This is a genomic window from Paractinoplanes ferrugineus, assembly GCF_016862195.1.
Lineage (GTDB): Bacteria > Actinomycetota > Actinomycetes > Mycobacteriales > Micromonosporaceae > Actinoplanes > Actinoplanes ferrugineus.
The window spans coordinates 74,644-97,441 of sequence record NZ_BOMM01000063.1; the positions used below are offsets into that span (position 1 = coordinate 74,644).

At 69.7% G+C, this 22,798-nt stretch carries 19 protein-coding genes; 12 read left to right on the forward strand and 7 right to left on the reverse strand.

Annotation, left to right across the window (positions count from 1 at the left end; genetic code table 11):
• The first annotated feature begins 1 nt into the window (after position 1).
• Genes Afe05nite_RS34735 through Afe05nite_RS34750 form a run of 4 tightly spaced genes read left to right on the forward strand, consistent with a single transcriptional unit; the run spans position 2 to position 2,848 of the window.
• A complete protein-coding gene (locus tag Afe05nite_RS34735) occupies positions 2 to 916 on the forward strand; it encodes an FAD:protein FMN transferase (protein ID WP_203821526.1) in 915 nt (304 codons plus the stop codon).
• Positions 913 to 1,503, forward strand: a complete 591-nt coding sequence (locus Afe05nite_RS34740; RefSeq protein ID WP_239118420.1) for a ferric reductase-like transmembrane domain-containing protein — start codon at positions 913 to 915, stop codon at positions 1,501 to 1,503. The genes Afe05nite_RS34735 and Afe05nite_RS34740 overlap by 4 nt, the downstream gene beginning before the upstream one ends.
• The gene (locus tag Afe05nite_RS34745; RefSeq protein ID WP_203821528.1) at positions 1,500 to 2,657 is read left to right on the forward strand and encodes an NADH-ubiquinone oxidoreductase-F iron-sulfur binding region domain-containing protein; all 1,158 of its coding nucleotides are present in this window, start codon (positions 1,500 to 1,502) and stop codon (positions 2,655 to 2,657) included. The genes Afe05nite_RS34740 and Afe05nite_RS34745 overlap by 4 nt, the downstream gene beginning before the upstream one ends.
• Positions 2,654 to 2,848, forward strand: a complete 195-nt coding sequence (locus Afe05nite_RS34750; protein WP_203821529.1) for a ferredoxin — start codon at positions 2,654 to 2,656, stop codon at positions 2,846 to 2,848. Before Afe05nite_RS34745 ends, Afe05nite_RS34750 begins: the two co-directional genes overlap by 4 nt.
• Here the strand turns inward: Afe05nite_RS34750 and phoA are convergent.
• Complete coding sequence (phoA, locus tag Afe05nite_RS34755) at positions 2,841 to 4,187, reverse strand: alkaline phosphatase (protein ID WP_203821530.1); 1,347 nt, start codon at positions 4,185 to 4,187, stop codon at positions 2,841 to 2,843. The two genes, Afe05nite_RS34750 and phoA, sit on opposite strands and share 8 nt — an antisense overlap.
• A 561-nt stretch (positions 4,188 to 4,748) precedes the next feature.
• Between phoA and Afe05nite_RS34760 the strand changes: the two genes are divergently transcribed.
• The 3 genes from Afe05nite_RS34760 (at position 4,749) to Afe05nite_RS34770 (ending at position 9,094) form a co-directional block, all read left to right on the forward strand.
• Positions 4,749 to 8,063: a Calx-beta domain-containing protein gene (locus tag Afe05nite_RS34760; RefSeq protein ID WP_239118430.1), complete on the forward strand. Its 3,315-nt coding sequence runs from the start codon at positions 4,749 to 4,751 to the stop codon at positions 8,061 to 8,063.
• A gap of 196 nt (positions 8,064 to 8,259) precedes the next feature.
• The gene (locus tag Afe05nite_RS34765; protein ID WP_203821532.1) at positions 8,260 to 8,577 is read left to right on the forward strand and encodes a hypothetical protein; all 318 of its coding nucleotides are present in this window, start codon (positions 8,260 to 8,262) and stop codon (positions 8,575 to 8,577) included.
• Positions 8,578 to 8,584: 7 nt separating this feature from the next.
• Complete coding sequence (locus tag Afe05nite_RS34770; protein WP_239118421.1) at positions 8,585 to 9,094, forward strand: GAF domain-containing protein; 510 nt, start codon at positions 8,585 to 8,587, stop codon at positions 9,092 to 9,094.
• A 61-nt stretch (positions 9,095 to 9,155) separates the two neighbouring features.
• On the opposite strand, the gene Afe05nite_RS34775 is transcribed toward Afe05nite_RS34770, so the two are convergent.
• The 3 genes from Afe05nite_RS34775 to Afe05nite_RS34785 are packed head-to-tail and all read right to left on the reverse strand — an operon-like array spanning position 9,156 to position 13,508.
• A complete protein-coding gene (locus tag Afe05nite_RS34775; protein ID WP_203821533.1) occupies positions 9,156 to 11,114 on the reverse strand; it encodes an ABC transporter ATP-binding protein in 1,959 nt (652 codons plus the stop codon).
• A gap of 55 nt (positions 11,115 to 11,169) precedes the next feature.
• A complete protein-coding gene (locus Afe05nite_RS34780) occupies positions 11,170 to 12,903 on the reverse strand; it encodes an ABC transporter ATP-binding protein (protein ID WP_203821534.1) in 1,734 nt (577 codons plus the stop codon).
• A 2-nt stretch (positions 12,904 to 12,905) separates the two neighbouring features.
• Positions 12,906 to 13,508 (reverse strand): TetR/AcrR family transcriptional regulator, encoded by a 603-nt coding sequence (locus Afe05nite_RS34785; protein WP_203821535.1) that lies wholly within the window; start codon positions 13,506 to 13,508, stop codon positions 12,906 to 12,908.
• Positions 13,509 to 13,620: 112 nt separating this feature from the next.
• On the opposite strand from Afe05nite_RS34785, the gene Afe05nite_RS34790 reads away from it, so the two are divergent.
• Positions 13,621 to 15,813 (forward strand): putative bifunctional diguanylate cyclase/phosphodiesterase, encoded by a 2,193-nt coding sequence (locus Afe05nite_RS34790; RefSeq protein WP_239118422.1) that lies wholly within the window; start codon positions 13,621 to 13,623, stop codon positions 15,811 to 15,813.
• A gap of 61 nt (positions 15,814 to 15,874) precedes the next feature.
• The gene (locus Afe05nite_RS34795; RefSeq protein ID WP_203821537.1) at positions 15,875 to 17,533 is read left to right on the forward strand and encodes a sulfatase-like hydrolase/transferase; all 1,659 of its coding nucleotides are present in this window, start codon (positions 15,875 to 15,877) and stop codon (positions 17,531 to 17,533) included.
• On the opposite strand, the gene Afe05nite_RS34800 is transcribed toward Afe05nite_RS34795, so the two are convergent.
• Positions 17,534 to 18,550 (reverse strand): hypothetical protein, encoded by a 1,017-nt coding sequence (locus Afe05nite_RS34800; protein ID WP_203821538.1) that lies wholly within the window; start codon positions 18,548 to 18,550, stop codon positions 17,534 to 17,536.
• Between the two features lie 103 nt (positions 18,551 to 18,653).
• Between Afe05nite_RS34800 and Afe05nite_RS34805 the strand changes: the two genes are divergently transcribed.
• The 3 genes from Afe05nite_RS34805 to Afe05nite_RS34815 all read left to right on the forward strand — a co-directional run bounded on the left by Afe05nite_RS34805 (position 18,654) and on the right by Afe05nite_RS34815 (position 21,165).
• Positions 18,654 to 19,184: a GNAT family N-acetyltransferase gene (locus Afe05nite_RS34805; RefSeq protein ID WP_203821539.1), complete on the forward strand. Its 531-nt coding sequence runs from the start codon at positions 18,654 to 18,656 to the stop codon at positions 19,182 to 19,184.
• 92 nt (positions 19,185 to 19,276) lie between these two features.
• The gene (locus Afe05nite_RS34810; protein ID WP_203821540.1) at positions 19,277 to 20,485 is read left to right on the forward strand and encodes an MFS transporter; all 1,209 of its coding nucleotides are present in this window, start codon (positions 19,277 to 19,279) and stop codon (positions 20,483 to 20,485) included.
• A complete protein-coding gene (locus tag Afe05nite_RS34815; RefSeq protein ID WP_203821541.1) occupies positions 20,464 to 21,165 on the forward strand; it encodes an adenosylcobinamide amidohydrolase in 702 nt (233 codons plus the stop codon). Before Afe05nite_RS34810 ends, Afe05nite_RS34815 begins: the two co-directional genes overlap by 22 nt.
• On the opposite strand, the gene Afe05nite_RS34820 is transcribed toward Afe05nite_RS34815, so the two are convergent.
• A complete protein-coding gene (locus Afe05nite_RS34820; RefSeq protein ID WP_203821542.1) occupies positions 21,156 to 21,731 on the reverse strand; it encodes a DUF1684 domain-containing protein in 576 nt (191 codons plus the stop codon). The genes Afe05nite_RS34815 and Afe05nite_RS34820 overlap by 10 nt on opposite strands.
• A 17-nt stretch (positions 21,732 to 21,748) precedes the next feature.
• A complete protein-coding gene (locus Afe05nite_RS34825) occupies positions 21,749 to 22,783 on the reverse strand; it encodes an ABC transporter ATP-binding protein (protein WP_203821543.1) in 1,035 nt (344 codons plus the stop codon).
• Positions 22,784 to 22,798 lie beyond the last annotated feature (15 nt).

Sequence of the window (22,798 nt, forward strand, 5' to 3'; positions counted from 1 at the left end):
CATGCCGCTCTCGGAAACTCTGCCGGTCGGCGCGGACACCGCGCAGTGGGACGTCTGGGGAACCGTCGCCCGGATCGTGGTCACCGCGCCGGCCCGGCTGGCCGAGGCGGAAACGATGCTCAGGGCGGAGCTGGCGGCCGTCGACGAGGCGTGCAGCCGGTTCCGGGAGGACTCGGAGTTGCGCTACGCCTGCCGGGCCGGTGGGCGGCCGGTGTCGATCAGCCCGCTGCTCGCCGATCTCGTCGCGGCGGCACTGGACGCGGCTCGCGAGACCGAAGGGGCCGTCGACCCGACCGTGGGTGGGGTGTTGTGCGGGCTCGGCTACGACCGGGACTTCGCGGCCCTGGCCGGGTGCGAGGTGGCGCCGGCGGTGCGGGTCTTTCCCACCCCGGACTGGCGGTCGGTGAAGTTGGCCGTACGCGAATTGACCGTGCCTGATGGGGTTCTGCTCGATCTCGGGGCCACCGCCAAGGCGGCCGCCGCCGATCGGGCGGCCGCGCGGATCGCCACCGAGCTCGGCGTCGGCGTGCTGGTCGCGCTCGGCGGAGACATCGCCACCGCGGGGCCGGGACCGGCGGGCGGCTGGCAGATCCTGGTGCGGGACCGGCCCGGCGACCCGGCCGACACGATCAAACTGCCGGCCGGCGCGGCGCTGGCCACGTCGAGCACGGCCGGACGCACCTGGGGCCGGCCCGGCGAGATGCTGCACCACATCGTCGATCCGGCCACCGGGCGGCCGGCGGTGCCGGTGTGGCGCACGGTGTCGGTGGCCGCCTACAGCTGTCTGCGCGCCAACACCCTGAGCACCGCTGCGATCGTCCGCGGGCACGCCGCTCCCGGGGTGCTCGGCAAGGCGCCGAGTCGGTTGGTCACGCCCGCGCTGGACGTGGTGCGGCGCGGCGGGTGGCCGGCATGACCGACGCGCTCTGGTATTTCGCCCGGGGCAGTGGCGTCGTCTCGCTGCTCCTGCTCACCGTCGTCGTGGCGCTGGGCATCGGCTCCCGGTCGGGTCGGCCGGCGTTCGGGCTGCCCCGGTTCGCGGTCAGCCTGCTGCACCGCAACGCCGCCCTGCTCGCCATCGTGTTCCTCGTGGGTCACGTGCTCAGCCTGCTGTTCGACCCGTACGCGCAACTGCGGCTGCTCGACACAGTGCTGCCGTTCGCCGGCCACTACCGGCCGGTCTGGCAGGGGCTCGGCACGCTCGGCTTCGATCTGCTGGTCGCGCTCGTCGGCACCAGCCTGCTGCGGCACCGGCTGGGCGCCCGGGTCTGGCGGACCGTGCACTGGCTGGCCTACCTGTGCTGGCCGGTGGCCCTCCTGCACGGGCTGGGCACCGGCACCGACAACGGCACCTGGTGGCTGTGGGCGATCTCGATCGCCTGCGTCGTGGTGGTCGTCGCGGCCCTGGCGTGGCGGATCTCGCCGAACTTCAGCCGTTTTCCGGCGCGGGCCGACCGGGCGGTCGCCCCGCGACTGCGACCCCACCTGGAGGAGGTCAAGTGACGAGCGTGGTGGAACAGGTGGAGCGCCGGCTGCTCGCCGGCACCGGTGCGGCGGGACCCGGGCGGCTTCCGGTCCTCGATCCGAGCCAGATCATCGGGATGGCGCGGGATGCCGGGCTCACCGGGCGCGGCGGGGCCGGCTTCCCGGTGTGGCGCAAGCTCACCGCGGTCGCGCCCGGTAGCGTCGTCATCGCGAACGGGGCGGAGGGTGAACCGGCCAGTGGGAAGGACCGCGCTCTCCTTGCGTACCAGCCGGATCTGGTCCTTGACGGGTTGCAGTTGATCGGGATGGCGGCGCGGGCCGGCACCGCTCATCTCTATGCGCCGAAGGCCGCGCTGGCGCCGCTGCGAGCGGTGCTCGCGGCCCGGCACGACCGCTTGCCGGTGACCCTGCACGCCGCGCCCGACGCGTTCGTCTCCGGCGAGGAAACGGCGGTGGTGTCGGCCATCGGCGGACGTGCGGCGGTGCCGTCCGACAAACGGATCCGGACCGTCGACAAAGGATTCCTGGTGCAGAACGTCGAGACGCTCGCCCATCTCGCGCTCATCGCGCGGCACGGCCCCGGCTGGTTCCGCACCGCCGGAACGGCGGACGAGCCGGGCACGTTCCTGGCCACGGTGAGCGGTGCGGTGCGGCGTCCGGGGGTGGTCGAAGCGGGGTACGGCGTACGCCTCGGTGAGCTGATCGCCGCCGCCGGTGGACCGGCCGCGGAACTGCGGGCCGTGCTGATCGGCGGCTACCACGGTGGCTGGGTGCCGGCCGATCCGGCGCTCCCGGTGAGCCGGCGGGCGCTCGAACCGTACGGGGCGGCACCCGGTGCCGGCGTCATCGTGGCGTTGCCCCGCAACGCCTGTGGGCTGAGCGAGACGGCCCGGATCGTCGGCTATCTCGCCGACCAGGTGGCCGGGCAGTGCGGGCCCTGCGTCAACGGCCTGCCCCGGATGGCCGGTACGCTCGCCGACCTGGCCGCCCGGCGCCCCGAGCCGGGGCTGGCGGCCGAGGCGCAACGGCTGGCCCGGCTGGTGTCCGGGCGGGGTGCCTGCCGGCATCCGGACGGTACGGCCCGGCTGGTGCTCAGCGCGATGCGGGCCTTCGAGGCGGATGTCGCGGCGCACCTGAACGGGCGCTGCCTGGCGGTGGAGGGGCCCCGATGAGACTGCACATCGACTGGACCGCGTGTGACGGGCGGGGCGTCTGCACCGAACTGTTGACCGAGATGCTCACCGAGGACGACTGGGGTTTTCCGGTGCTGCGCAACGGCGACACCGTCCCGCCGCCCCTGGATGGAGCGGCGAGACGGGCCGTCGACAGGTGTCCGATGCTGGCGCTGCGGCTCGTTACTTGAGACCCAGGGCCCGCTTCATCGTGTAGAACAGGTCGGTCTGGTTGGTCACGCCGAGCACGTTGGCCGCCTGCGGGCCGCCGGCGGCGATCCGCACCTCGGTGCCGGTGTGCTGCTGCGAGCCGGTGATGTCGGAGGTGGCGTACGAGATCGTCATGTTGGCGTTGTCGTGCGTGACCAGGGTGGCGGTGTAGCCGAGCGTGGTGGTCTCCACGATCTGGCTGGTGTGGCCGTGGTCGGCGGTGACGACCACCAGGGTGTCCGGGTTCTTCTTCTGGTAGTCGAGGGCCTTCTTGATCGCGGCGTCGAAGGCCACGGTCTCGCCGATCTGGCCGCACGGGTTGGCGGCGTGGTCCTGCTTGTCGATCGAGGCGCCCTCGACCTGCAGGAAGAAGCCCTTCTTGCCGTGTCGGGTCTGCTTGTCCAGCACGTCGAGCGCCTTGGTGGTCATCTCGACCAGGTGCGGCTGGCTCGCCGTACGCGCGGTGTTGGTCGCGCATTTCGCCGGGGCGGTGCCGGTCTTGGTGGGGGTCGGGCCGACCCACTCGAGATCCATGTTGTTCTTGGCGAACGCGCCGAGGATCGGCTTGTTCGGGCTCGCGGCGGCCAGCCCGGCGGCGTCGGTGACGATCTGGTAGCCGTTCACCTGGGCCTGCTGCGTGACGGTCAGACCCTTGTACTTGCCGGCCTTGACGGTCTGGTCGAAGTACTGCTTGCCGCCGCCCAGCAGGACGTCCGGCTTGGTCTGCACGAGCTGCTCGGCGATCGAGCCGGCGCCGCCGTTGAGCTTGTCGTTGACGGCGCACTCGGTCATCGCGTCCGGGCCCTTGCAGTTCCGGCTGATCACGTGCGAGCCGAGTACGGCCGGGGTGGCGTCCTGCAGCTCGGCGGTCGACACGTCGCCGGTCCGGTATCCGGCGGCCTTCGCCAGTTCCAGGATCGTCGGGACCGGCTTCTCGTTCGGCAGCACCGAGATCGCGCCGTTGTAGGTCTTGTGCCCGGTGGCCCAGCCGGAACCGGACGCGGCCGAGTCGGTCACGTAGTCCGGCAGCTCCGGGTTGGCCTTCTGCACGGCGTACGTGGTGTATGCACCGGTCAGCGGGAGCTTGTCCATGGCCAGCCGGCCGTTCGCCCCGACCTGGTAGTTGCGGGCGATGGTGATCTCGCTGTCGCCCATGCCGTCACCGAGGAGCAGGATGACGTTGCGGGCCTTGCCACCCTTGATGGCCTGCTTGGCGGCCTGGGTGCGGTCCTGGTGCGCGTCGGAGGCCAGGGCGACCGTCGGCACCGCGACGATGGCGGCCGCGGCGACGGCCAGGGCCACGCGTCCACGAACATTCATTGATGCGCACTCCAATATCTGTGAATGAGTGGTCGCCACCAACCCATCAGGTCCGAGTGACGTACGGGTGGCTGCGCACTGACGTGTCGGCGAACTCGGCAATCAGCCTCCGCGACGCCTCGACAACCGTCATACTGAGATGTTTCCCCAGGTCAAGGCGATGAGGCGCGGTCTTGTGAAGGTATCTCGCCGCAAAAAAGGCGTTCCGCCAAAAAAGCCCCGATATGCCGGTTAGATTACGGAAGGCGGCGCCTCGCGTGGATCTTCGATCGGCGCGTTCGCGCTGCTGAGGACCGGTATGACCGGTGCCCCGACCGCCCCAAGGTGCGGTACTGAACAGGCAACCCTCGCCGACCGGACAGGCCGACGAGGACGCGAAGCCAGGGGCCTCCCCGCTGGAGAGGTTGCCCAGCCGCCGAAGGAGACAGGAAGAGAATGCGTCATCGACCAATCCAAACGGCGCCGCCCGAGCGAGTGCCGTTCACTCTCTGGGGACCGGGGAGGATCCGGAACGTTCTCGCGGGCCTCGCCGCTGCGGCCGTCGGTCTCGTCCCGACGGTGATGATCGCGTCGCCCGCGCAGGCGGCCCCGATCGACCTGCTCACGATCTCGGACGCCGCCAACTGGGAGGGCGGTGACCTGGTATTCACGGTGACCTACACAGGCACCGTTCAGCAGGAGTTCGCGTTCGACGTCGTCGACGACACCACGACGCCGGCCAGCGACTACACCGATCCGACGTCACCCAGTTTCGGCGCGTCCGACACCAACATCACCTTCCCGGCGTCGAGCACGACCGCGCCCGGTACGGCCAAGGTCACCGTGCACGCGACCACCACGGGCGGTACGGAGGGTACCGAGCGGTTCAAGCTTCGTGCCGTCCCCGGCGGGACCGCCGGTGCGCCGGGCGCTGCGTCGCTGGGCAACGGCGTGATCTGGGACCTCGACGCCACCAACCACATCGTCCTGAGCAGCAGTGCGACGACGCTTCCGGAGACCGCCGCCAACGGCGTCCAGAACTCGTTCACCATCACCGCGACCTCGACGAACCCGCAGCAGCACGACGTCACCATCCCGGTCAAGACGGCCGACTTCCTCGTCGACGACACCAACAGCGACAACGTCGCCGACGCGCCGAACTTCACCACGGGCTCGGCCACTCCCAACGGTGGTGACAACCGGGACTACTCGAAGCTGGCGGCCGACGCGGCCATCGTCATCCCGGCCAACTCGACCTCCGGTTCCGTCACCGTGTGGCTCTGGGACGACACGTCGGACGAGACCGACACCCAGTACTTCCTGGTCCAGCAGGACACCGGCCCCGGTCGCTACACCCTCGGCGGTGACGTCACCAGCGGCCAGGACAGCCTGAAGCTCGGCATCCGGGACGACGACGCGCAGCCGAAGATCAGCGTCGGCGACGCGAAGACGGTGAAGGAGGGCTCGCCCCTCATCTACCCGGTGACGCTGACAAACCCGTCCGAGAAGGGCGTGACCTACAACCTCAGCGTCGGCGGTGTCGACAAGTCCCCGGCGAAGGCCGCCATGGGCGACTACGTCGGTAACGTCACACCCGACCCCGACGCCGACTTCATCTTCGGCGGCGCAGGCGGAACGAACATCCCGCCCGCGCACTGGGACAGCACCAACCTGGTGTTCCCGAAGTACGCCAAGACCACCAACGCCATGGTCACGACGACCACCCTGCCGGTCGACGGCAGCATGAACCCGGTGTTCGAGGGTCCGGAGAACGCCCGGGCCACGGTCAGCCTGCCGATGGGCGCCAACGCTACTCTCGACACCCAGACCTACGGCGACGGCACGATCACCGACACCGGCAACGGGCAGGACCTCCAGTGGAGTGACACCGACGACCCGTGGAACAACACGTGGGACCAGTCGTGGGACGAGGGCGACAGCGGCCCGGTCGCGAAGAAGATCTACGTGCGGTTCAAGGCCGGCACGACGCTGCCGACGACGCTGAACTACAAGTTCGTCGACGTCGAGGCCAAGAACGGCTCGGACTACATCGGCAAGGACGGGAGCGTCACCGTTCCCGCCAACACCGCCCCGACGAACTACGTCGCGATCCCGGTCACCATCATCGGCGACCGGGTCTGGGAGCCGAGCGAGACCTTCAACCTGGTGCTCACCGACCCGAACGGGGTCGCCGAGCTACCGGTCAACGGCGAGGTCACCTTCACCATCAACAACGACGACGCGAAGCCGGTCTGGACGACCGGTGACGTCATGGTGCAGGAGGGCAACAGCGGCCAGATGATGGCCAAGATCCCGCTGAAGCTGAACACGCCGGCCGGGGTGGACGCCAAGTTCACCGCGACCGTCACCAACGGCAGCGCCGAGGAGAACGCCAGCACGCCCGGTGGCGACGACTACGACCTGCCGAAGACGATGACCACCACGATCAAGGCCGGTGCCACCGCCGGGTGGTTCGAGGTGCCGGTCAACGGCGACAAGATCTTCGAGAAGGACGAGTTCTTCACCGTCGACTTCACCAACGGCGCGCCGACCGACATCGTGCGGGCCACGATCGACAGCCAGCTCAGCTCGAAGGTGACGATCGGCAACGACGACGCTCAGCCGACGGCCACGTTCGCCACGGCCAGCGGCACCGAGGGCGGCAAGGTCACGGTCACCCCGACCATCGTCGGAGAGTCGCAGTACGCGTACGAACTGGGCTTCAGCGTCGCTCCCGGCGGCGAGTTCCCGGCCACTCTCGACAAGGACTACACGGTTCCGGACGACCTCGCCGACTACGTGCTGCCGGTTGCGGCCGGCTACACGGGACCGCTGGGCCGGATGGCCGTGCCGCTGTCCCTTCCGTCGTTCGCCCTGCTCGACGACGACATCGACGAGCCGACCGAGACCTTCCAGGTCACTGTGAGTGAGGTCACCACGGTCCTGAAGGGCTTCACCTCGGCCTCGACCCTGGTGCGGATCAACGACGACCCGAACGATCTGCCGCCCGCGGCCTGGGTCGATGACCTCACGGTCGGCGAGAACGACCACGTCGCCAAGCTGCCGGTCGACCTGAAGTTCAACTCGAACGCGACCTCGACCACGCAGACCGTCACGATCCCGTGGTACACGCAGGACGGCACGGCCAAGGCCGGACAGGACTACAAGTCCAGCAAGGGCACGCTGTACATCAAGCCGGGCACCATGCGGGCCTGGATCGAAGTGCCGATCATGGACGACCACACGAAGGAGCCGAACGAGACCTTCACGGTCCGCCTCGGTACCCCCGGTCCGCTCGGCGCCTCGCTGCTCTACTCCGACTCGACCATCACGATCAAGTCGGACGACACGGTCGACACCAGCGTCACGCTGATGGTGGCGCCGACCGTCGTCGGCGGCATCAACACGCCGATCTGGGGCAAGACCGCCCCGGGCGCCACGGTCGAGCTCTGGGGCGCTCCCATCTCCGCCAAGCCCGCTCCGCTGGCCAAGCTCGCGTGGGTCAAGGCCGGCGCGGACGGAACATACAAGTTCACCCGCACGCTGAGCCAGGGCTACCGCTTCAAGGTCGCCTCCGAGGGTGTCATCTCCGCCGAGAAGCGGGTCATGGTCACCCAGGCTCCGGTCTTCGTGGTCGGCTCGCCCAGCAAGGGCATGCTGAGCCTCGCGGTTCAGGGCACCCCGCGTGGTGTCGGCCAGGCTGTCGTCGTCGAGAAGTGGGTCGGCGGCAAGTGGGTCACCGCCTGGAAGGGCACGACCGGCAGCAACAACCAGTGGCGTGCGATGGTCAAGGCACCGTCCAAGTCCGCCTGGTCGCTGCGGGCCTTCGTGCAGGGCTACCCCGCGAACGGCATCAACGGTGGCTACTCCGGCACCAAGAAGGTCACCATCAAGTGACCAGCTGAGCTGAGCACCATCTGACCCGACGAAGACGGGGGCGGCCATCCGGCCGCCCCCGTCGCCATTGCCTGGATCCACCGCGGCCGACTCGCCGATCCGCCGTCCAGGACGCGAGGCCAGGCGTACGGTCGGGTTCGGCGCCCACTGCACGACGCGTAGGCACGGCCGCACCACCGACCGCCGAGGAAACCGGATGACCATGAGAGCCGCGGCTACGACGCCGGAGCAGGATGCCACCGGCGGGCACCGGCTGGCCCGACCGTCGTTGGACGACGCCCGGGCCGCGGTGCACTCGCTGTACGGCCCGCACACCGGCGACATCTGGCAGAACTTGCTGTTCACGGCGGGGTTGACCGGGAACGAGACGTCTTCCGCGGCAATGGACCGCATGGTCGCCGTGATGCAGGCCGCCGAACCGCTCGTCCAGCTGTGCGCGCGTGGCCTGCAGGTCCGGGTCAGCGCCTACCGCAGCCTCGCCGCCAAGGCGCAGGACCAGCGCGAATCACGCTAGGAGTAACGTGCACCCGGTAACCGACGCGCCGCTGGCGGACATCCATCGCCTCCGGGTGCTGGCTGCCCTCGACCTCGCCGACCCGGAACTGCGGCGGAAGCTCAATGTGCTCACCGAACGCACCGCCGGCCGGCTGGGCATGCCGATCAGCCTGGTGACCGTCGTGTCGCATGTGGCGCAGGACTTCATCGGCTCCTACGGGCTGAGCGGCTGGATGGAGGACGCGCGGGGCACCCCGGTGGAGTGGTCCTTCTGCCGGCAAGCCGTCGTCTCCCGCCGGCCGTACATCGTGCCCGACGCCCGCACCGACCCCCGGCAGTCGAGCAACCCGCTGGTCACCGAGGACGGCATGCAGAGCTACGCGGGTGTGCCGATCATCATCGGCGGCGAGGTCATCGGCACGCACTGTGTGCTCGGCACGAGCCCGCACGCATACACGGAAGCGGACCTCGACGAGCTCGCCCGCACCGCCGAGGAGATCACCGCGCTGCTGCGCGAGAAGTTCGGTCCCGGATGAGCGCGCGGTGATGAGGCAGTAGCCCGCCGGGGCGGGCGGCGGGCCACTGCCGGTGAGCCGGTCAGTCGACCTCGGCGACGGCCTGAGCGAACTGGGCGGAATACAGGCGGGCGTACGCCCCGTCCGCCGCGATCAGCTCGTCGTGGCTGCCCTGCTCCACGATGCTGCCGTGCTCCATCACCAGGATCACGTCGGCGTCGCGGATGGTGGACAGCCGGTGCGCGATGACGAAGCTGGTCCGGCCGGTGCGCAGGGTGTTCATCGCCCGCTGGATCAGCACCTCGGTGCGGGTGTCGACGGAGCTGGTGGCCTCGTCGAGGATCAGGATGCTCGGCTCGGCGAGGAACGCGCGGGCGATCGTGATCAGCTGCTTCTGGCCGGCGCTGACGTTCGAACCCTCGTCGTCGATGACCGTGTCGTAGCCGTCGGGCAGCGTCTTGACGAACGCGTCGACATAGGCCGCCTCGGCCGCCCGCTTGACCGCCTCCAGGTCGAACGAGTCCGCCCCGTACGCGATGTTCTCCGCGATGGTGCCCCCGAACAACCAGGTGTCCTGCAGGACCATGCCCATGTGCTCGCGGAGTTCCTCGCGCGGCATCGCGTTGATGTCCGTGCCGTCGAGCGTGATGCGTCCCGAGTTCACGTCGTAGAACCGCATGAGCAGGTTGACCAGGGTGGTCTTGCCGGCGCCGGTGGGTCCGACGATGGCGACGGTCTGGCCCGGCTCGACGGCCAGCGACAGGCCGTCGATGAGCGGCTTGTCGGGCAGGTAGCGGAACGACACGTCCTCGAACGCGATCCGCCCGACCACCCGCGTCATGCCGCTCGCCGGCGGCTCGGGGCTCTGCTCCTCGGCGTCGAGCAGCTGGAACACCCGCTCGGCCGAGGCGACGCCGGACTGCACGAGGTTGGCCATCGAAGCCACCTGGGTGAGTGGCTGGCTGAACTGCCGCGAGTACTGGATGAACGCCTGCACGTCACCGAGCGACAGCGAGCCGCTGGCCACCCGCAGCCCGCCGATGACCGCGACCAGCACGTAGTTCAGGTTGCCGATGAACATCATGGCCGGCTGGATGAGCCCGGAGATGAACTGGGCCCGGAAGCTCGACGCGAACAGCTTGTCGTTGTGCTCCTCGAAGGTGCGCTGGGCCTCGTCCTGCCGCCCGAAGATCTTGACGAGCGTGTGGCCGGTGAACATCTCCTCGATGTGGCCGTTGAGCTGGCCGGTGGTCTTCCACTGGGACACGAAGTTGGGCTGCGCCCGCTTGCCCACCTGGGTCGTCACCAGGATCGAGACCGGCACCGTGACCAGGGCGATCAGGGCGAGAAGCCAGGAGATCCAGAACATGAAAGCGAGTACGCCGATGATCATCAGCAGCGCATTGAGCAGCTGGGCGAACGTCTGCTGCATCGTCTGCGCGATGTTGTCGGTGTCGTTGGTGGCCCGGCTGAGCACCTCGCCGCGCGCCTGCTTGTCGAAATAGGACAGCGGCAGCCGGGACAGCTTGACCTCGACGTCCTGCCGCAGACGGGAGACGCTCGTCTGCACGACCGTCGCGATGAGCCGGCCCTGCATGACGCCGAAGACCCAGCCCACCACGTAGACCACCGCGACCCAGGCCAGCAGGTGACCGAGCGCGGTGAAGTCGATGCCCTGCCCGGGGGTGAAATCGACCGCCGAGAGCAGGTCGGCCTGGGTGTTGTTGCCCTGGGCGCGCATCGCGGCGATGGCTTCGGCCTTGGTGGCGCCGACCGGGATCAGCCGGCCGATGACGCCGGCGAAGATGATGTCGGTGGCCTTGCCGAGCAGTTTCGGCCCCCACACGGTCAGCCCGACACTGCCGATGCCGAAGAGCACCGCGATCGCGACCAGCCTCCGGTGCGGCTTGAGCATGCCGAGCAGGCGCAGCGTCGAACCGCGGAAGTCCTCGATCTTCTCGGTGGACTTGCCACCGGCCATCATCATCCGAGCGCCCGGCCCGCCGGGCGGCGGCCCGGGTCGCCTTACCGGAGCGGTCATGCTGTGCCTCCAAAAGCCCGCGAGGTGGTCCGAGAAACGCGCACGCCGAACTCGCTCACGCCGCCTCCTGCGCAGTGAGCTGGGACAGGACGATTTCGCGGTACGTCGGGTCGGTGTCCATGAGTTCGTGGTGGGTGCCGGTTCCGACCACCTTGCCGTCGTCGAGCACGACGATGCGGTCGGCGTCGCGGATGGTGCTGACCCGCTGGGCCACGATGATCACGGTGGCGTCGGCGATGTAGCTGGTCAGGGCCGCCCGCAGGGCCGCGTCGGTGGCGTAGTCGAGCGCCGAGAACGAGTCGTCGAACAGGTAGATCTCGGGCCGGTGCACCAGCACCCGGGCGATCGCGAGTCGCTGCCGCTGCCCGCCGGAGACGTTCGTGCCGCCCTGCGCGATCGACGCCTCCAGGCCGCCCTCCATCCGCTCGACGAAGCCCTTGGCCTGGGCGATCTCGAGCGCCTCCCACAGCTGTTCGTCGGTGGCGTCCGGGTTGCCGTAGCGCAGGTTGCTGGCGACCGTGCCGGTGAACAGGTAGGGCTTCTGCGGCACCAGGCCGACCGTCTTGGACAACAGCGCCGGTTCGAGGTCGCGCACGTCGACGCCGTCCACCAGCACTTCACCGTCGGTGGCGTCGAACAGCCGGGGGATGAGGTTGAGCAGCGTGGTCTTGCCACTGCCCGTACTCCCGATGATCGCGGTGACCTCACGCGGCCGCGCCGTGAGGTTGACGTCGTGCAGCACCGACGCCTCGGCCCCGGGGTAATGGAAATCGACGTCGCGCAGCTCGAGGTAACCGTGCCGGCTGAGGGTGGTGACCGGGTTGAGCGGCGGCACCACTGTCGAGTCGGTGCCGAGCACCTCCTCGATGCGCTCGGCGCAGACCTCCGCCCGCGGGATCATGACGAACATGAAGGTGGCCATCATGATCGACATGAGGATCTGCATGAGGTAGCTGAGGAACGCGGTGAGCGCGCCGACCTGCATGTGCCCGGAGTCGATGCGGTGGCCGCCGAACCACAGGACGGCGACGCTGGAGAGGTTCACGATGAGCATGACGGTCGGGAACATCATCGCCATGATCTTGCCGGCGCGCATCGACACGTCGGTCAGCTCGGCGCTGGCCCCGGCGTAACGCTCCTGCTCGCGCTCGTCGCGGACGAAGGCGCGGATGACCCGGATGCCGGTGATCTGCTCGCGCATCACCCGGTTGACCTTGTCGATGCGCACCTGCATCGAGCGGAACAGCGGCCGCATGCGGCTCACGATCAGGGTGACCACGCCGATCAGCAGCGGCACGATGACCAGCAGCAGCGCCGACAACGGGACGTCCTGGTGCAGGGCGAGCGCGATGCCACCGAGGCACATGATCGGCGCCGAGACCATCAGCGTGAAGGTGAGCAGCACCAGCATCTGCACCTGCTGCACGTCGTTGGTGATGCGGGTGATCAGCGACGGAGCGCCGAACTGGCCGACCTCGCGGGCCGAGAAGCTCTGTACCTGACGGAAGATCGAGGCCCGGATGTCACGACCGGCGAGCATCGCGGTCCGGGCGCCGAAATACACCGCGACGATCTGGGTGGCGATCTGGGCCACCGTGATCGCCAGCATGAAGCCGCCGATCTTCATCACGTAACCGGTGTCGCCCTTGATGACCCCGTTGTCGATGATGTCGGCGTTGAGGGTGGGCAGATAGAGGGTGGCCAGGGTCTGCAGGAACTGGAAGAACACGACCAGCGCGATGATGCTCCGGTAAGGCCGGAGATGGACCCTGAGTAGTTGGATGAGCACGTCTACTGAGCCCCCCGCTCATAGAAGCCGTCTAAGAGGAGCGAGACCAACTCGGCCCCGCGGAAGTTGTCCGGGTCGCCGAACGGCCCGTAGGTGTTGGCGCCGCAGAAGAGCAGCAGTGTGGTGGCCACCGCCTCGGGGGAGCGGCGCAGGTGGGCCGCGTCCGGGGCGATGATCTCGGTGAGCGCGTCCTTGAGTCGTTCCCGGCTGGACGCCATCCGGTGCCGGGTCTCCGGGTCGCTCTGGGCGGCCAGGATGAGCTTGCGCGCGGCGGTCATCAGTGCCGCGTTTTCCGCCATCCGGTCGTGGATCAGCTCGGCCGCCTCGGTCATCCGGGCCCGGAGCGGCAGCGACCGGTCGATCGCGGCCAGCCCGTCGAGGGTGACCTGGGGGTCGAGTGCCTGGATGATCGAACACACGACAAGCGAGTTCTTACTTTCGAAGACGCCGAAGATGGTGCCCTCGGCGACGCCGGCGGCGACCGCGATCTGCCGGGTGCTGACCTCGAGGCCGTGCTCGTGCAGCAGGGGAATGGTGGCCGCGATGAGGGCCGCGCGGCGTTCTTCAGGGGCGAGCGCCGGAACCCTTCTGCGCCTGTTCTCCACGAGGAGACCCTAACTGAGCGAGCACTCACTCAGCCACTGACATTTGTCATGGTTTCTTTCCCCTCAAAAAAACGGCCGTCCGGACGATGAAGCGCTCGTGCGGAACACACCGATGGATGATCACAAAGCCGACTACTGGGCTCGCCAGATCCGTATCGGTGCCACGATCGCGGCCGTGGTGACCTCGATCGGGGCCGTCCGGATCATGGGCTGGCCGGGCGCGAGCCGGTGGTGGGCCGTTCCCGTCGTGCTGGCCGTCGTGGCCCAGGCGTTCCTGCTCCGCCTGCCCTGGAACCGGCTGGTCCGCAATGCGGCGTTCCGGCGCCAGCTTCTCATCTGGTGGTTCGCCGAACTGCCGATCCTGCTGCTGTTCGGGTTCGCCGACCCCGATGGGGCGTACCTGTATATGCCGGCCGCGGTGCTGCTGCTGATGTCGGCGGCCGCCCTCTGGGCGCCGCGTGTCGTGGTGCTGTTCGGCGTCCTCTCCGGCCTGGGCTACATGGTGCTGCTGCCGGTGCACGCCCACGTCGGGGCCGGACTGACGTTCGTCGTGTCCGCGATGTTCGGCTGCGTCACCGCGTTGATCGCGATCAACTCGCAGAGCCGCCGCCGCCTCGACGCCCGCCGCGAGGCCACCGAACAGCGCGCCGAGACCCTGCTCGAGGCCTCCGCCGACACCGTCCTGGCGATCGGTCGCGACGGCACCCTGAAGTACGTCAGCCCGTCCATCCGCCGGCTGCTCGGTTTTGCCGCGGCCGACTTCCAGGGGCAGGTCATCGCCAAGGTGATGAGCGTCGACCGGCTCGCCGAGCTGCACGACTTCATGAACCGGATGGTGGATCTGCCGATCGGGCAGAGCCTGCGACTGGAGAGCCGGCTGCGCAACGCGGCCGGCGACTGGGTCTACGTCGACATCATGGGCACCAACTGGCTGAACAAGCCGGAGGTGCAGGCCATCGTGGTCAGCCTGCGCGACGTCGGGGCGCGCCGCGAGCTGGAGCAGCAGCTCAGCCGGCAGGCGTTCACCGACTCGCTGACCGGGCTGCCCAACCGGGTGAAGTTCCGGGAGAAGCTCGCCGAGGCGGTCGAGGGTGGCGGCGACCGGCAGGTCACCGTGCTGCTGCTCGACCTCGACGACTTCAAGCTGGTCAACGACAACCTCGGGCACAGCGCCGGGGACGAACTGCTCACCACCATCGCCGACCGGCTGCGCGCCCAGGTGCGCCCGGCGGACATGCTCGCCCGGCTCGGCGGCGACGAGTTCGTCTTCCTGCTGCGCGACCTCGACCCGGCGGACGCCTCCGGTCTGGCCGAGCGGCTGCTGACGGTCGCCCGCGAGCCGATCCGGCTGGGCAGCCGGGACGTCACCTGCTCACTGAGCATCGGCATCGCCAGCACCATCGGCGACGAGATCAACGCCGAGCAGCTCCTCGGCAACGCCGACCTGGCCATGTACGCGGCGAAGCGGGCCGGCCGCAACGCGTACGCGGTCTTCGACCCGACGATGACCCTGTCCGTCCTGGAGGAGGCGCAGCAGCGCGCCGACATCGAGCACGCGCTGGAGCACGACGAGTTCCGCGTGCTCTACCAGCCGGTCGTCGACATGAACACGCAGGAGCTCACCGCCGTCGAGGCGCTCGTCCGGTGGCAGCACCCCCGCGACGGGCTGCTCGGCCCGTACCACTTCATCGCCGGCGCCGAGGCGAACGGCCTGATCGTTCCGCTCGGCCGGTGGGTGCTCCGGGAGGCCTGCGCCCAGCTGGCCCGCTGGCGGGCCGAAACGCCGGCCGCCGCCGGCCTGCACGTCAACGTCAACCTCTCGGCCCGGCAGTTCCAGTACGCCGGTCTGGTCGACGATGTGGCGGCCGCCCTCGCCGACGCCGGCCTCGACGCCGCGTCGCTCACCCTGGAGATCACCGAGTCGATGCTGATGGCCGACATCGAGACCGCCAAGGACACCCTGCACGCGCTGCGCCGGCTCGGCGTCCGGCTGGCCATCGACGACTTCGGCACCGGCTACTCCTCGCTGAGCTACCTCAAGCAGCTCCCGGTCGACGTCATCAAGATCGACAAGACGTTCGTCGACGAGGTGCACATCGACGAGGACGACGTGGCCCTGGTCGACGCGGTGGCCGGCCTCGGCGCGGCGCTCAAGATGAAGACCGTGGCCGAAGGCATCGAGACCGACGAGCAGTGGGCGACGCTGCGCCGCATCGGCATCGACCACGGCCAGGGATACCTGTTCGGCCGCCCGTCCGAGCCTGAGGGAATCCTGGGGATGTTGTCGGTCACGACAGTTTCTTGAACCGAAGCCGGGGGCCCGCCGTTTCCTAGAGGAGGTAACAATCGGCGGTTAGGAACCCGAGTTGTCCCAGAAACAGCACCATCTGCGCCGTGTCGGCGGCGCGGTGGTCACCACACTCGCCGCGCTCCTGGTCTTCCTCGAGCTCGTCATGCCCGACCAGATCACCCGGCTGCCGCCGGGTAACTTCTGGTTGAACGGATTCGTCCGTATTCCCCTCGAGGCGATCGTCGCGATCGCCCTGCTGCTCGCCCTGCCCGCACGCGCCCGCCGGATCGGCGCCACCGTCCTCGGCTTCGCGCTCGGCCTGCTCACCATCGTGAAGATCATCGACATGGGCTTCTACGCGGTGCTGGCCCGTGAGTTCGACCCGGTTCTCGACTGGGTGCTGTTCACCGACGGCTACCACTTCCTCGAGGACTCGATGGGCGAGCTCGGGGCGTTCGGGGTGGCGGCCGGGGCCGTACTCCTCGCGCTCTCGATCTTGATCTTCACCACCCTGTCGGTGCGGCGCCTGTCGCGGTTGCTCGCCGCGCACGCCCGGCCCACCCGGCACGCCGTCTTCGCGTTCGCCAGCGCCTGGGTGGTGCTCACGGTCCTCGGCATCCAGATCATCGGCGGTATTCCGATCGCCTCGCAGGCGGCCGTCAACCTGGCTCACGACACCGCGCTCAAGGTGCCGCAGGACCTCGCCGACCGGAAGAAATTCGAGCAGGAGGTACGCGTCGACGCGTTCCGTGACATGCCGGCCGCCCAGCTGCTCAACGCACTGCGCGGCAAGGACGTGATCATCGGTTTCGTGGAGAGTTACGGACGGGACGCGGTCGAGAACCCGGAGTTCAACTCCCCGGTGCTCGCCCAGCTCAAGGCCGACGACGCCGACCTCGCGGCCAAGGGCTTCAGCGCCCGCAGCGGCTTCCTCACCTCGTCGACCTTCGGCGGCGGCAGCTGGCTGGCCCACTCCACGTTCCTGTCCGGGCTGTGGATCGACAACCAGCAGCGCTACCGCAGCCTGGTCAACACCGACCGGCTCACCCTGACCCGGGCGTTCAGCCAGGCCGGCTACCGCACCGTCGGGATGGAGCCGGGCGTCACCTACGCGTGGCCGGAAGGCCAGTTCTACGGCTACGACCAGGTGTGGGACTCGCACACGCTGGACTACCACGGGCCCAAACTGAGCTGGTCGACGATGCCCGACCAGTTCGTGATGAAGCAGTTCCAGCAGCTGGAGTACGGCAAGAAGAACCGTGGGCCGCTGCTCGCCGAGATCACGCTGACCTCCAGTCACACCCCGTGGGCGCCGCTGCCCACCAAGCTGCCGTGGGAACAGATCGGCGACGGGTCGGTCTACGGCCCGATCATCGGGGCGGCCGACGGGGCCGGCAAGGTGTGGAGCAACGACCACAGCATCCGGCTCGCGTACGCCAAGTCGATCGCCTACTCGATCGACTCGCTCACCTCGTACGTCGAGAAGTACGCCGACGACAACCTGGTGATGGTGTTCCTCGGCGACCACCAGCCGGCCTCGATCGTGGTCGGGCAGAACGCTTCCAAGGACGTACCCATCTCGATCGTCGCCAAGGACCCGAAGGTCCTCGACCGCATCGCGAGCTGGGGCTGGACCACGGGGCTCACACCGGCGCCGACGGCGCCGGTGTGGCCCATGAACACCTTCCGCGATCAGTTCCTGACCGCGTTCAGCCCGCAAGGCGGGCTGCACTGATCAATCGACGGTGCGCGGCAGCGTCGCGGCGGCCTTCTTGAGGGCGGCCGCGGCGCTGTTGTACGGGTTGTAGGTGTACGTCCGCGACAGCGTTCCCGGCACCGTGAAGTACTCGGCCGCCAGCCGCGCCGGATCGGTCGCGATCTCGCCCCGGGCCGGTACGTCGTTGCCGTCGTCCCAGCCCCACGGCGCGTTGGCCGAGTTGGTGGAGCAGGAGTAGGTGCCGACCCCGCAGTCGCCCGACGTGTCGCCCTTGAAGGTGCCCAGCGACGCGAACAGGTTGGCGTCGGTGCGCTGCGCCCACATGCCGCCCGACCCGAAGATGTCGATCAGTTGATACCGCACGTCCCGGTCGTCCGCCCCGCTCGGCGACTCCGACGCGGTCAGCGACGGGTAGTAGACGATGCCGTCGCCGTTGATGTCGTACTGCGGCCACGCCTTCAAGCCGTGCCCCTTGGCCTCCTGCGCGGTCACCGGATGCTGGTACGAGTCGTGTGTGGACGCTTCCAGCCGCAGCGTCCCGTCGATCGTCTCCTTGCCGTTGGTCCAGGTGCTCCCGCTCGGCGTGTACGAGTAGAAGTCGCTGTGGGCAACCGTCACGGCCGCGCGCAGCACGCCGTAGTCCGTACCGTTCTTCTCGATGATCTCGGTGAGGCCCTCGCCGTCGTTCTCGTGCTCGGTCTCGAAGAACGGGTGATCGACCCAGTCCCGCGGGTGGTAGAAGAAGTACGTGATGAACCAGTGGCTGCTGGTCTCGACCACGTCGTAATAGACGGCGGCACCGGTGTGCTGCCCCGCGTGGTCCCAGTTGTCGGTGCCGATCAGGTTGTTGTCGTAGTCGTACCGCGTGATGAAGTCCGACTTGCCGGCCAAGGCGTGACTTCCGGTGGCGTCCACGTCCTGGTAGTGGATCGGCGCCCAGCGCAGCGCCACGTCCGCTCGTGACGGCGCCGCGTACGCCGGAACCGGTGTCGCGATGATTCCGGCCGCCAGCGCAACCGCGATCTTGCCCCGCATGCCCGCTCCCTCGAGATAGACCGAGCTGAATCTATTGGGAGATCGTCGGCAGCGGGTGGACCGGAGGCGAAAACTGCCTGGACGGCAGACGTAGGCTTCCTGCGTGTACAGCGTCGATCTCGGGGGCGGCGCCGCGCTGCGGCCACTGGAGCCCTGGCAGGCCGAGGAATTCCTGGCCCACATGGACCGCGCGCGCGAAACGGTCGATCCGTGGATCCCGTGGGCGTCGATCAGTTCCGATCTCGCCTCGGCTCGCGCCACCCTGCAGCGCTACGCCGACAAACAGGCCGCCGACACCGGCCGCATCTGCGGCATCTGGCTCGACGGCACCCTGGTCGGCGGCGTCATGTTCGTGACCTATGACGCCGGGTCGGGCAACGGCGAGGTGGGTTGCTGGCTCGAACCGGCCGCCACCGGCCGTGGCCTGGTCACCGCCGCCATCCGGGTGCTGCTCGACTGGGCTTTCCGGACGCGGGGTCTGCAGCGCGTCGAGTGGCACTGCCGTCCCGACAACAAGGCCAGCTCCAACGTCGCGCGCCGGCTCGGCATGACGCTCGACGGCACGCTGCGGCAGAACTACGCCTGGAACGGTCGACACGACACGGAGATCTGGTCGCTGCTCGCCTCGGAGTAGGATTCCGCGCATGTCACAGACACCACCGTAGGGGCCCCTTCGCATAGGCCGCCCCTGCCCGTCTGTCTGGACATTCCAAGGAGCTTTCTCCCATGCCTGCCTCCGTCGAGGCGGGAAGTTACCGTGCCGTCCTCCGGCTGCCCCACGCGCTGCGCATCTTCGCGCCCGCGCTCGGTGGCCGGCTCGCCTACGGTCTCCTCCCGCTCGCCACGCTGTTCACTGTCCGCGACACCACCGGCTCCTTCGCCGCCGCCGGCCTCGCGCTCGCCCTCTTCGGCCTGACCTCGATCACCCTCCCGCTCAAGGCCCGCTATCCCGCACTGCTGCCATGGCTGGCGGTGGCGTGTGCGTCCTTCCTGGCGTGCGCCGCCTTTGTCCCCTGGCCGGTCCCGTTCGTCGGGCTGGCCGGCCTCGCGGCTCCGCCTCTCGGCCCGGCCATGCGAGCGGCTTGGCGCCGGCTCACCGAGGGTTCTTCGCTCAAACAGCGGGCGTACGCGCTGGACGCGATCGCCGAGGAAACGCTCTACCTGACCGGCCCGTTGCTGGCCGGCTTGCTGATCGCGGTGGCTCCGGCCCGGTGGGCGCTGCTCGTGACCGCGCTCCTGTTGCTGGCCGGCACGCTCGGCATGACAGCCGCGTCCCGCGCTGTTGTCGGCCCGGAGCCCGGGGGCCCGGCCGTCGAGTCCGATATTTCGGACTTGCGGGCTAGGGGGGTGCGGGCCCTGCTCCGCCGCACCTTCGATCCCGGGCCGCTCCGCATCGGGGAACTGCGCCGGGTGCTCGCCGTTCTGCTGGTCGCCGGCGTCGGGATCAGCGTCGCCTACACCGCGATGGCGGCCACCGCGCAGAACGCCGGGCGGCCGGGCGCCGCCGGACTCCTCGAGGCCGGCGTCGGCGCGGGCAGCGTGGTCGGCGGTCTGCTCTGGGCGCGACGCCGGCACACCCGGTCGCGATGGTGGCACCTCGCCGGCCTGTTGGCGATCTTCGCCGCCGGTCTGCTGGCCGCCGCGGCCGTCCCCGGCCTGCTCCTGCTCGGCGTGGTGATGTCGCTGGCCGGCGTCGCGGTGTCGCCGCTGTTCGTGGTCGCCTATCTGGCCGCCGACGATCTCACCCCGCCCGAGCACAGCACCGAGGCCGGCACCTGGGTCAACGTGGCCGCGAACGCCGGCAACGCGGCCGGCGCCGGGGCGGCCGGCCTGCTCACCGAGGTACGGGGCCCGGCCACGGCATTCCTGGCGGCCGGGGTGGTGCTGGCGCTGACCGGGATTAGTGTCGTCCGGTGTTCCCCGAACCGACGCTGACCAGCCGCCACGAGTACGGCCAGGACATCCCGCTGCTGGTCTGGCACCTGCCGGCCCCGCTCACCGCGATCTCGTCGGCCACCCTGGGCGGCGGCGTCGGGGAGTGCCACTGGCTGCTCAACGCCACCGTCCCGATGTCCTACCACCGCGCCGACCCGGCTACCCACCTCACCGAGATCGCCGCCGGCCTCGGCCTGACCGGCCGGGGCGTCGGCCTGCTGACCGGCGTCGACGTGGCCGACGTGGTCGCGGAGTCGGACGACGGCGTCCAGCTCTGGGCGACGGTGGGCCTGGGCGCCCCGACCCAGGCCCACGAACCCCGGGCTCGCCCGCCTGCGGAACGGCCGGGGACGATCAACGTGGTGGCGTGGGTGCCGCAGCGACTCGCCGACGGCGCCCTCGTCAACGCGGTGGCCACGATCACCGAGGCGAAGACCCAGGCCCTGCGTGACCTGGGTCTGGCCGCGACCGGCACGGCAACCGACGCGGTCTGCGTGCTCTGCCCGGCGAGCGGTTGCGAGGCGCCCTACGGGGGTCCGCGTTCCCGGTGGGGCGTTCCGCTGGCCGCCGCCGCTTACCGGGCGGTTCGCCGGGGTGGCGAGGTCAACCTGACCGGCCCCCGATCCTGGAGCGAGCGCCAGGCTCCCGCACCCGACCGTTCGGGTGGCGGTCAGTGGTAGGTGAGTTCGCCGGCTTCGATGGGGGTGCCGACGCGGTTCTCCGGCGGGGCCAGGGGGCACAGCCAGGCGTCGTCGTAGGCGCAGGACGGGTTGTACAGGTAGTTGAAGTCGAGGCGTACCCGGTTGCCGTCCAACGGTTCCAGGCCGCGGCCATGGGTGCCCTTGACCGTGTCGGTGAGGTAGCGGCCCCCGCCGTACGTCGTCTTGCCGCAGGTGGCGTCGCGGACCGGGAGGAAGAGGCCGCCGCCGTAGGCGGCGATCCACCAGAGGGAGAGCTCGCCGAACGGTGTCGACAGGATGCCGGCTCGCCGGTAGTGCACGATGCCGTCGGGGCCGCCGGTGTCGATGTCGATCTCGCCGGGGGCCTCGCGCAGGGACGCCTCGACTATCGCGTCGGCCGAGAACGGGTAGTAGCGCAGCCCGGTGAACGAGCCGGCCGGGATGGGCGACTGCGGGTGGGTGGCGAAGAGGTCGTCGCGGCGGGTGCGGAAGTCCTCGAGGTCCCCGGCCTCGAGATACAGGCGGGCGTTCGCGGCGCGGTAGTCGGCCAGTTCGAGTGCGTCCATGCGATCAACGCTAGCCGTCACGCGGGGTAGGCGGTCGTTTCCGTGGCCTTCACGGTGGCCCAGATCGCCCGCCCGGGTTCGAGTTCGAGCTGCACCGCGGCGGCCGGGGTGACGTCCGCGGCGACCGGGATCGGCCCGCTCAGCTCGATGCGGAGGGCGTCGCCGTGCCGGGCCACCGTGGTGACGGTGGCCGGCCAGGTGTTGCGGGGGCTTCCGGCGGGCCGGGAGGCGAACAGCGAGACCGCGGCGGGGGGAAAGGCGACGAACGCCGGACCTTCCTGGGGTACGGCGGTGACCAGTGAAAAACCGTCGGGCAGCCGGACCGTCGTGCCCTCGGCCCGGCCCCGGTAGAGGTTGAGTCCGACCAGGCGGGCCACGTAGTCGGTGCGCGGCTGGGCGGTGATGGTGGCGGCGTCGCCGATCTGCACGATCCGCCCGTCCTCGACGATCACGAGCCGGTCGGCGAGCATCAGCGCGTCCAGTGGGTCGTGGGTGACCAGCACCGTCGCGCCGGGGAACGAGGCCAGGTGGCCGCGCAGGGCGGCCCGGGTGTCGAGGCGGGTGCGGGCGTCGAGGGCGGCCAGCGGCTCGTCGAGCAGCAGCAGTTTCGGGTCGGTGGCGAGGGCGCGGGCCAGGGCGACCCGCTGGGCCTGGCCGCCGGAGAGTTGGCGCGGCTTCTTGCGTACGTGCTCGGACAGACCGACCCGGGCCAGCCATTCCCGCGCCTTGTCCCGGGCTTCCCGGCGCGGCACGCGCCGGCAGCGGGGCCCGAAAGCCACGTTGTCGAGCGCCGTGAGATGTGGAAACAGGAGGTAGTCCTGGAACACCACGCCGATCCGGCGGTGTTCGGGCGGTTCGTGGTCGAGCCGGCGGCCGTCGAGCGTGACGTGGCCGTCGTCGAGCGCGGTCAGGCCGGCGAGCGAACGCAGCGCCGTGGTCTTGCCGGCGCCGTTGGGGCCGAGCAGCGCGACCACTTCGCCCGGTGCGGCGGTGAGCTCGATGTCGAGCACGAAGCCGGGCCGATTCACCACGAGCCGGGCGTCGAGCGTCATCTCGGGCCTCCGTCG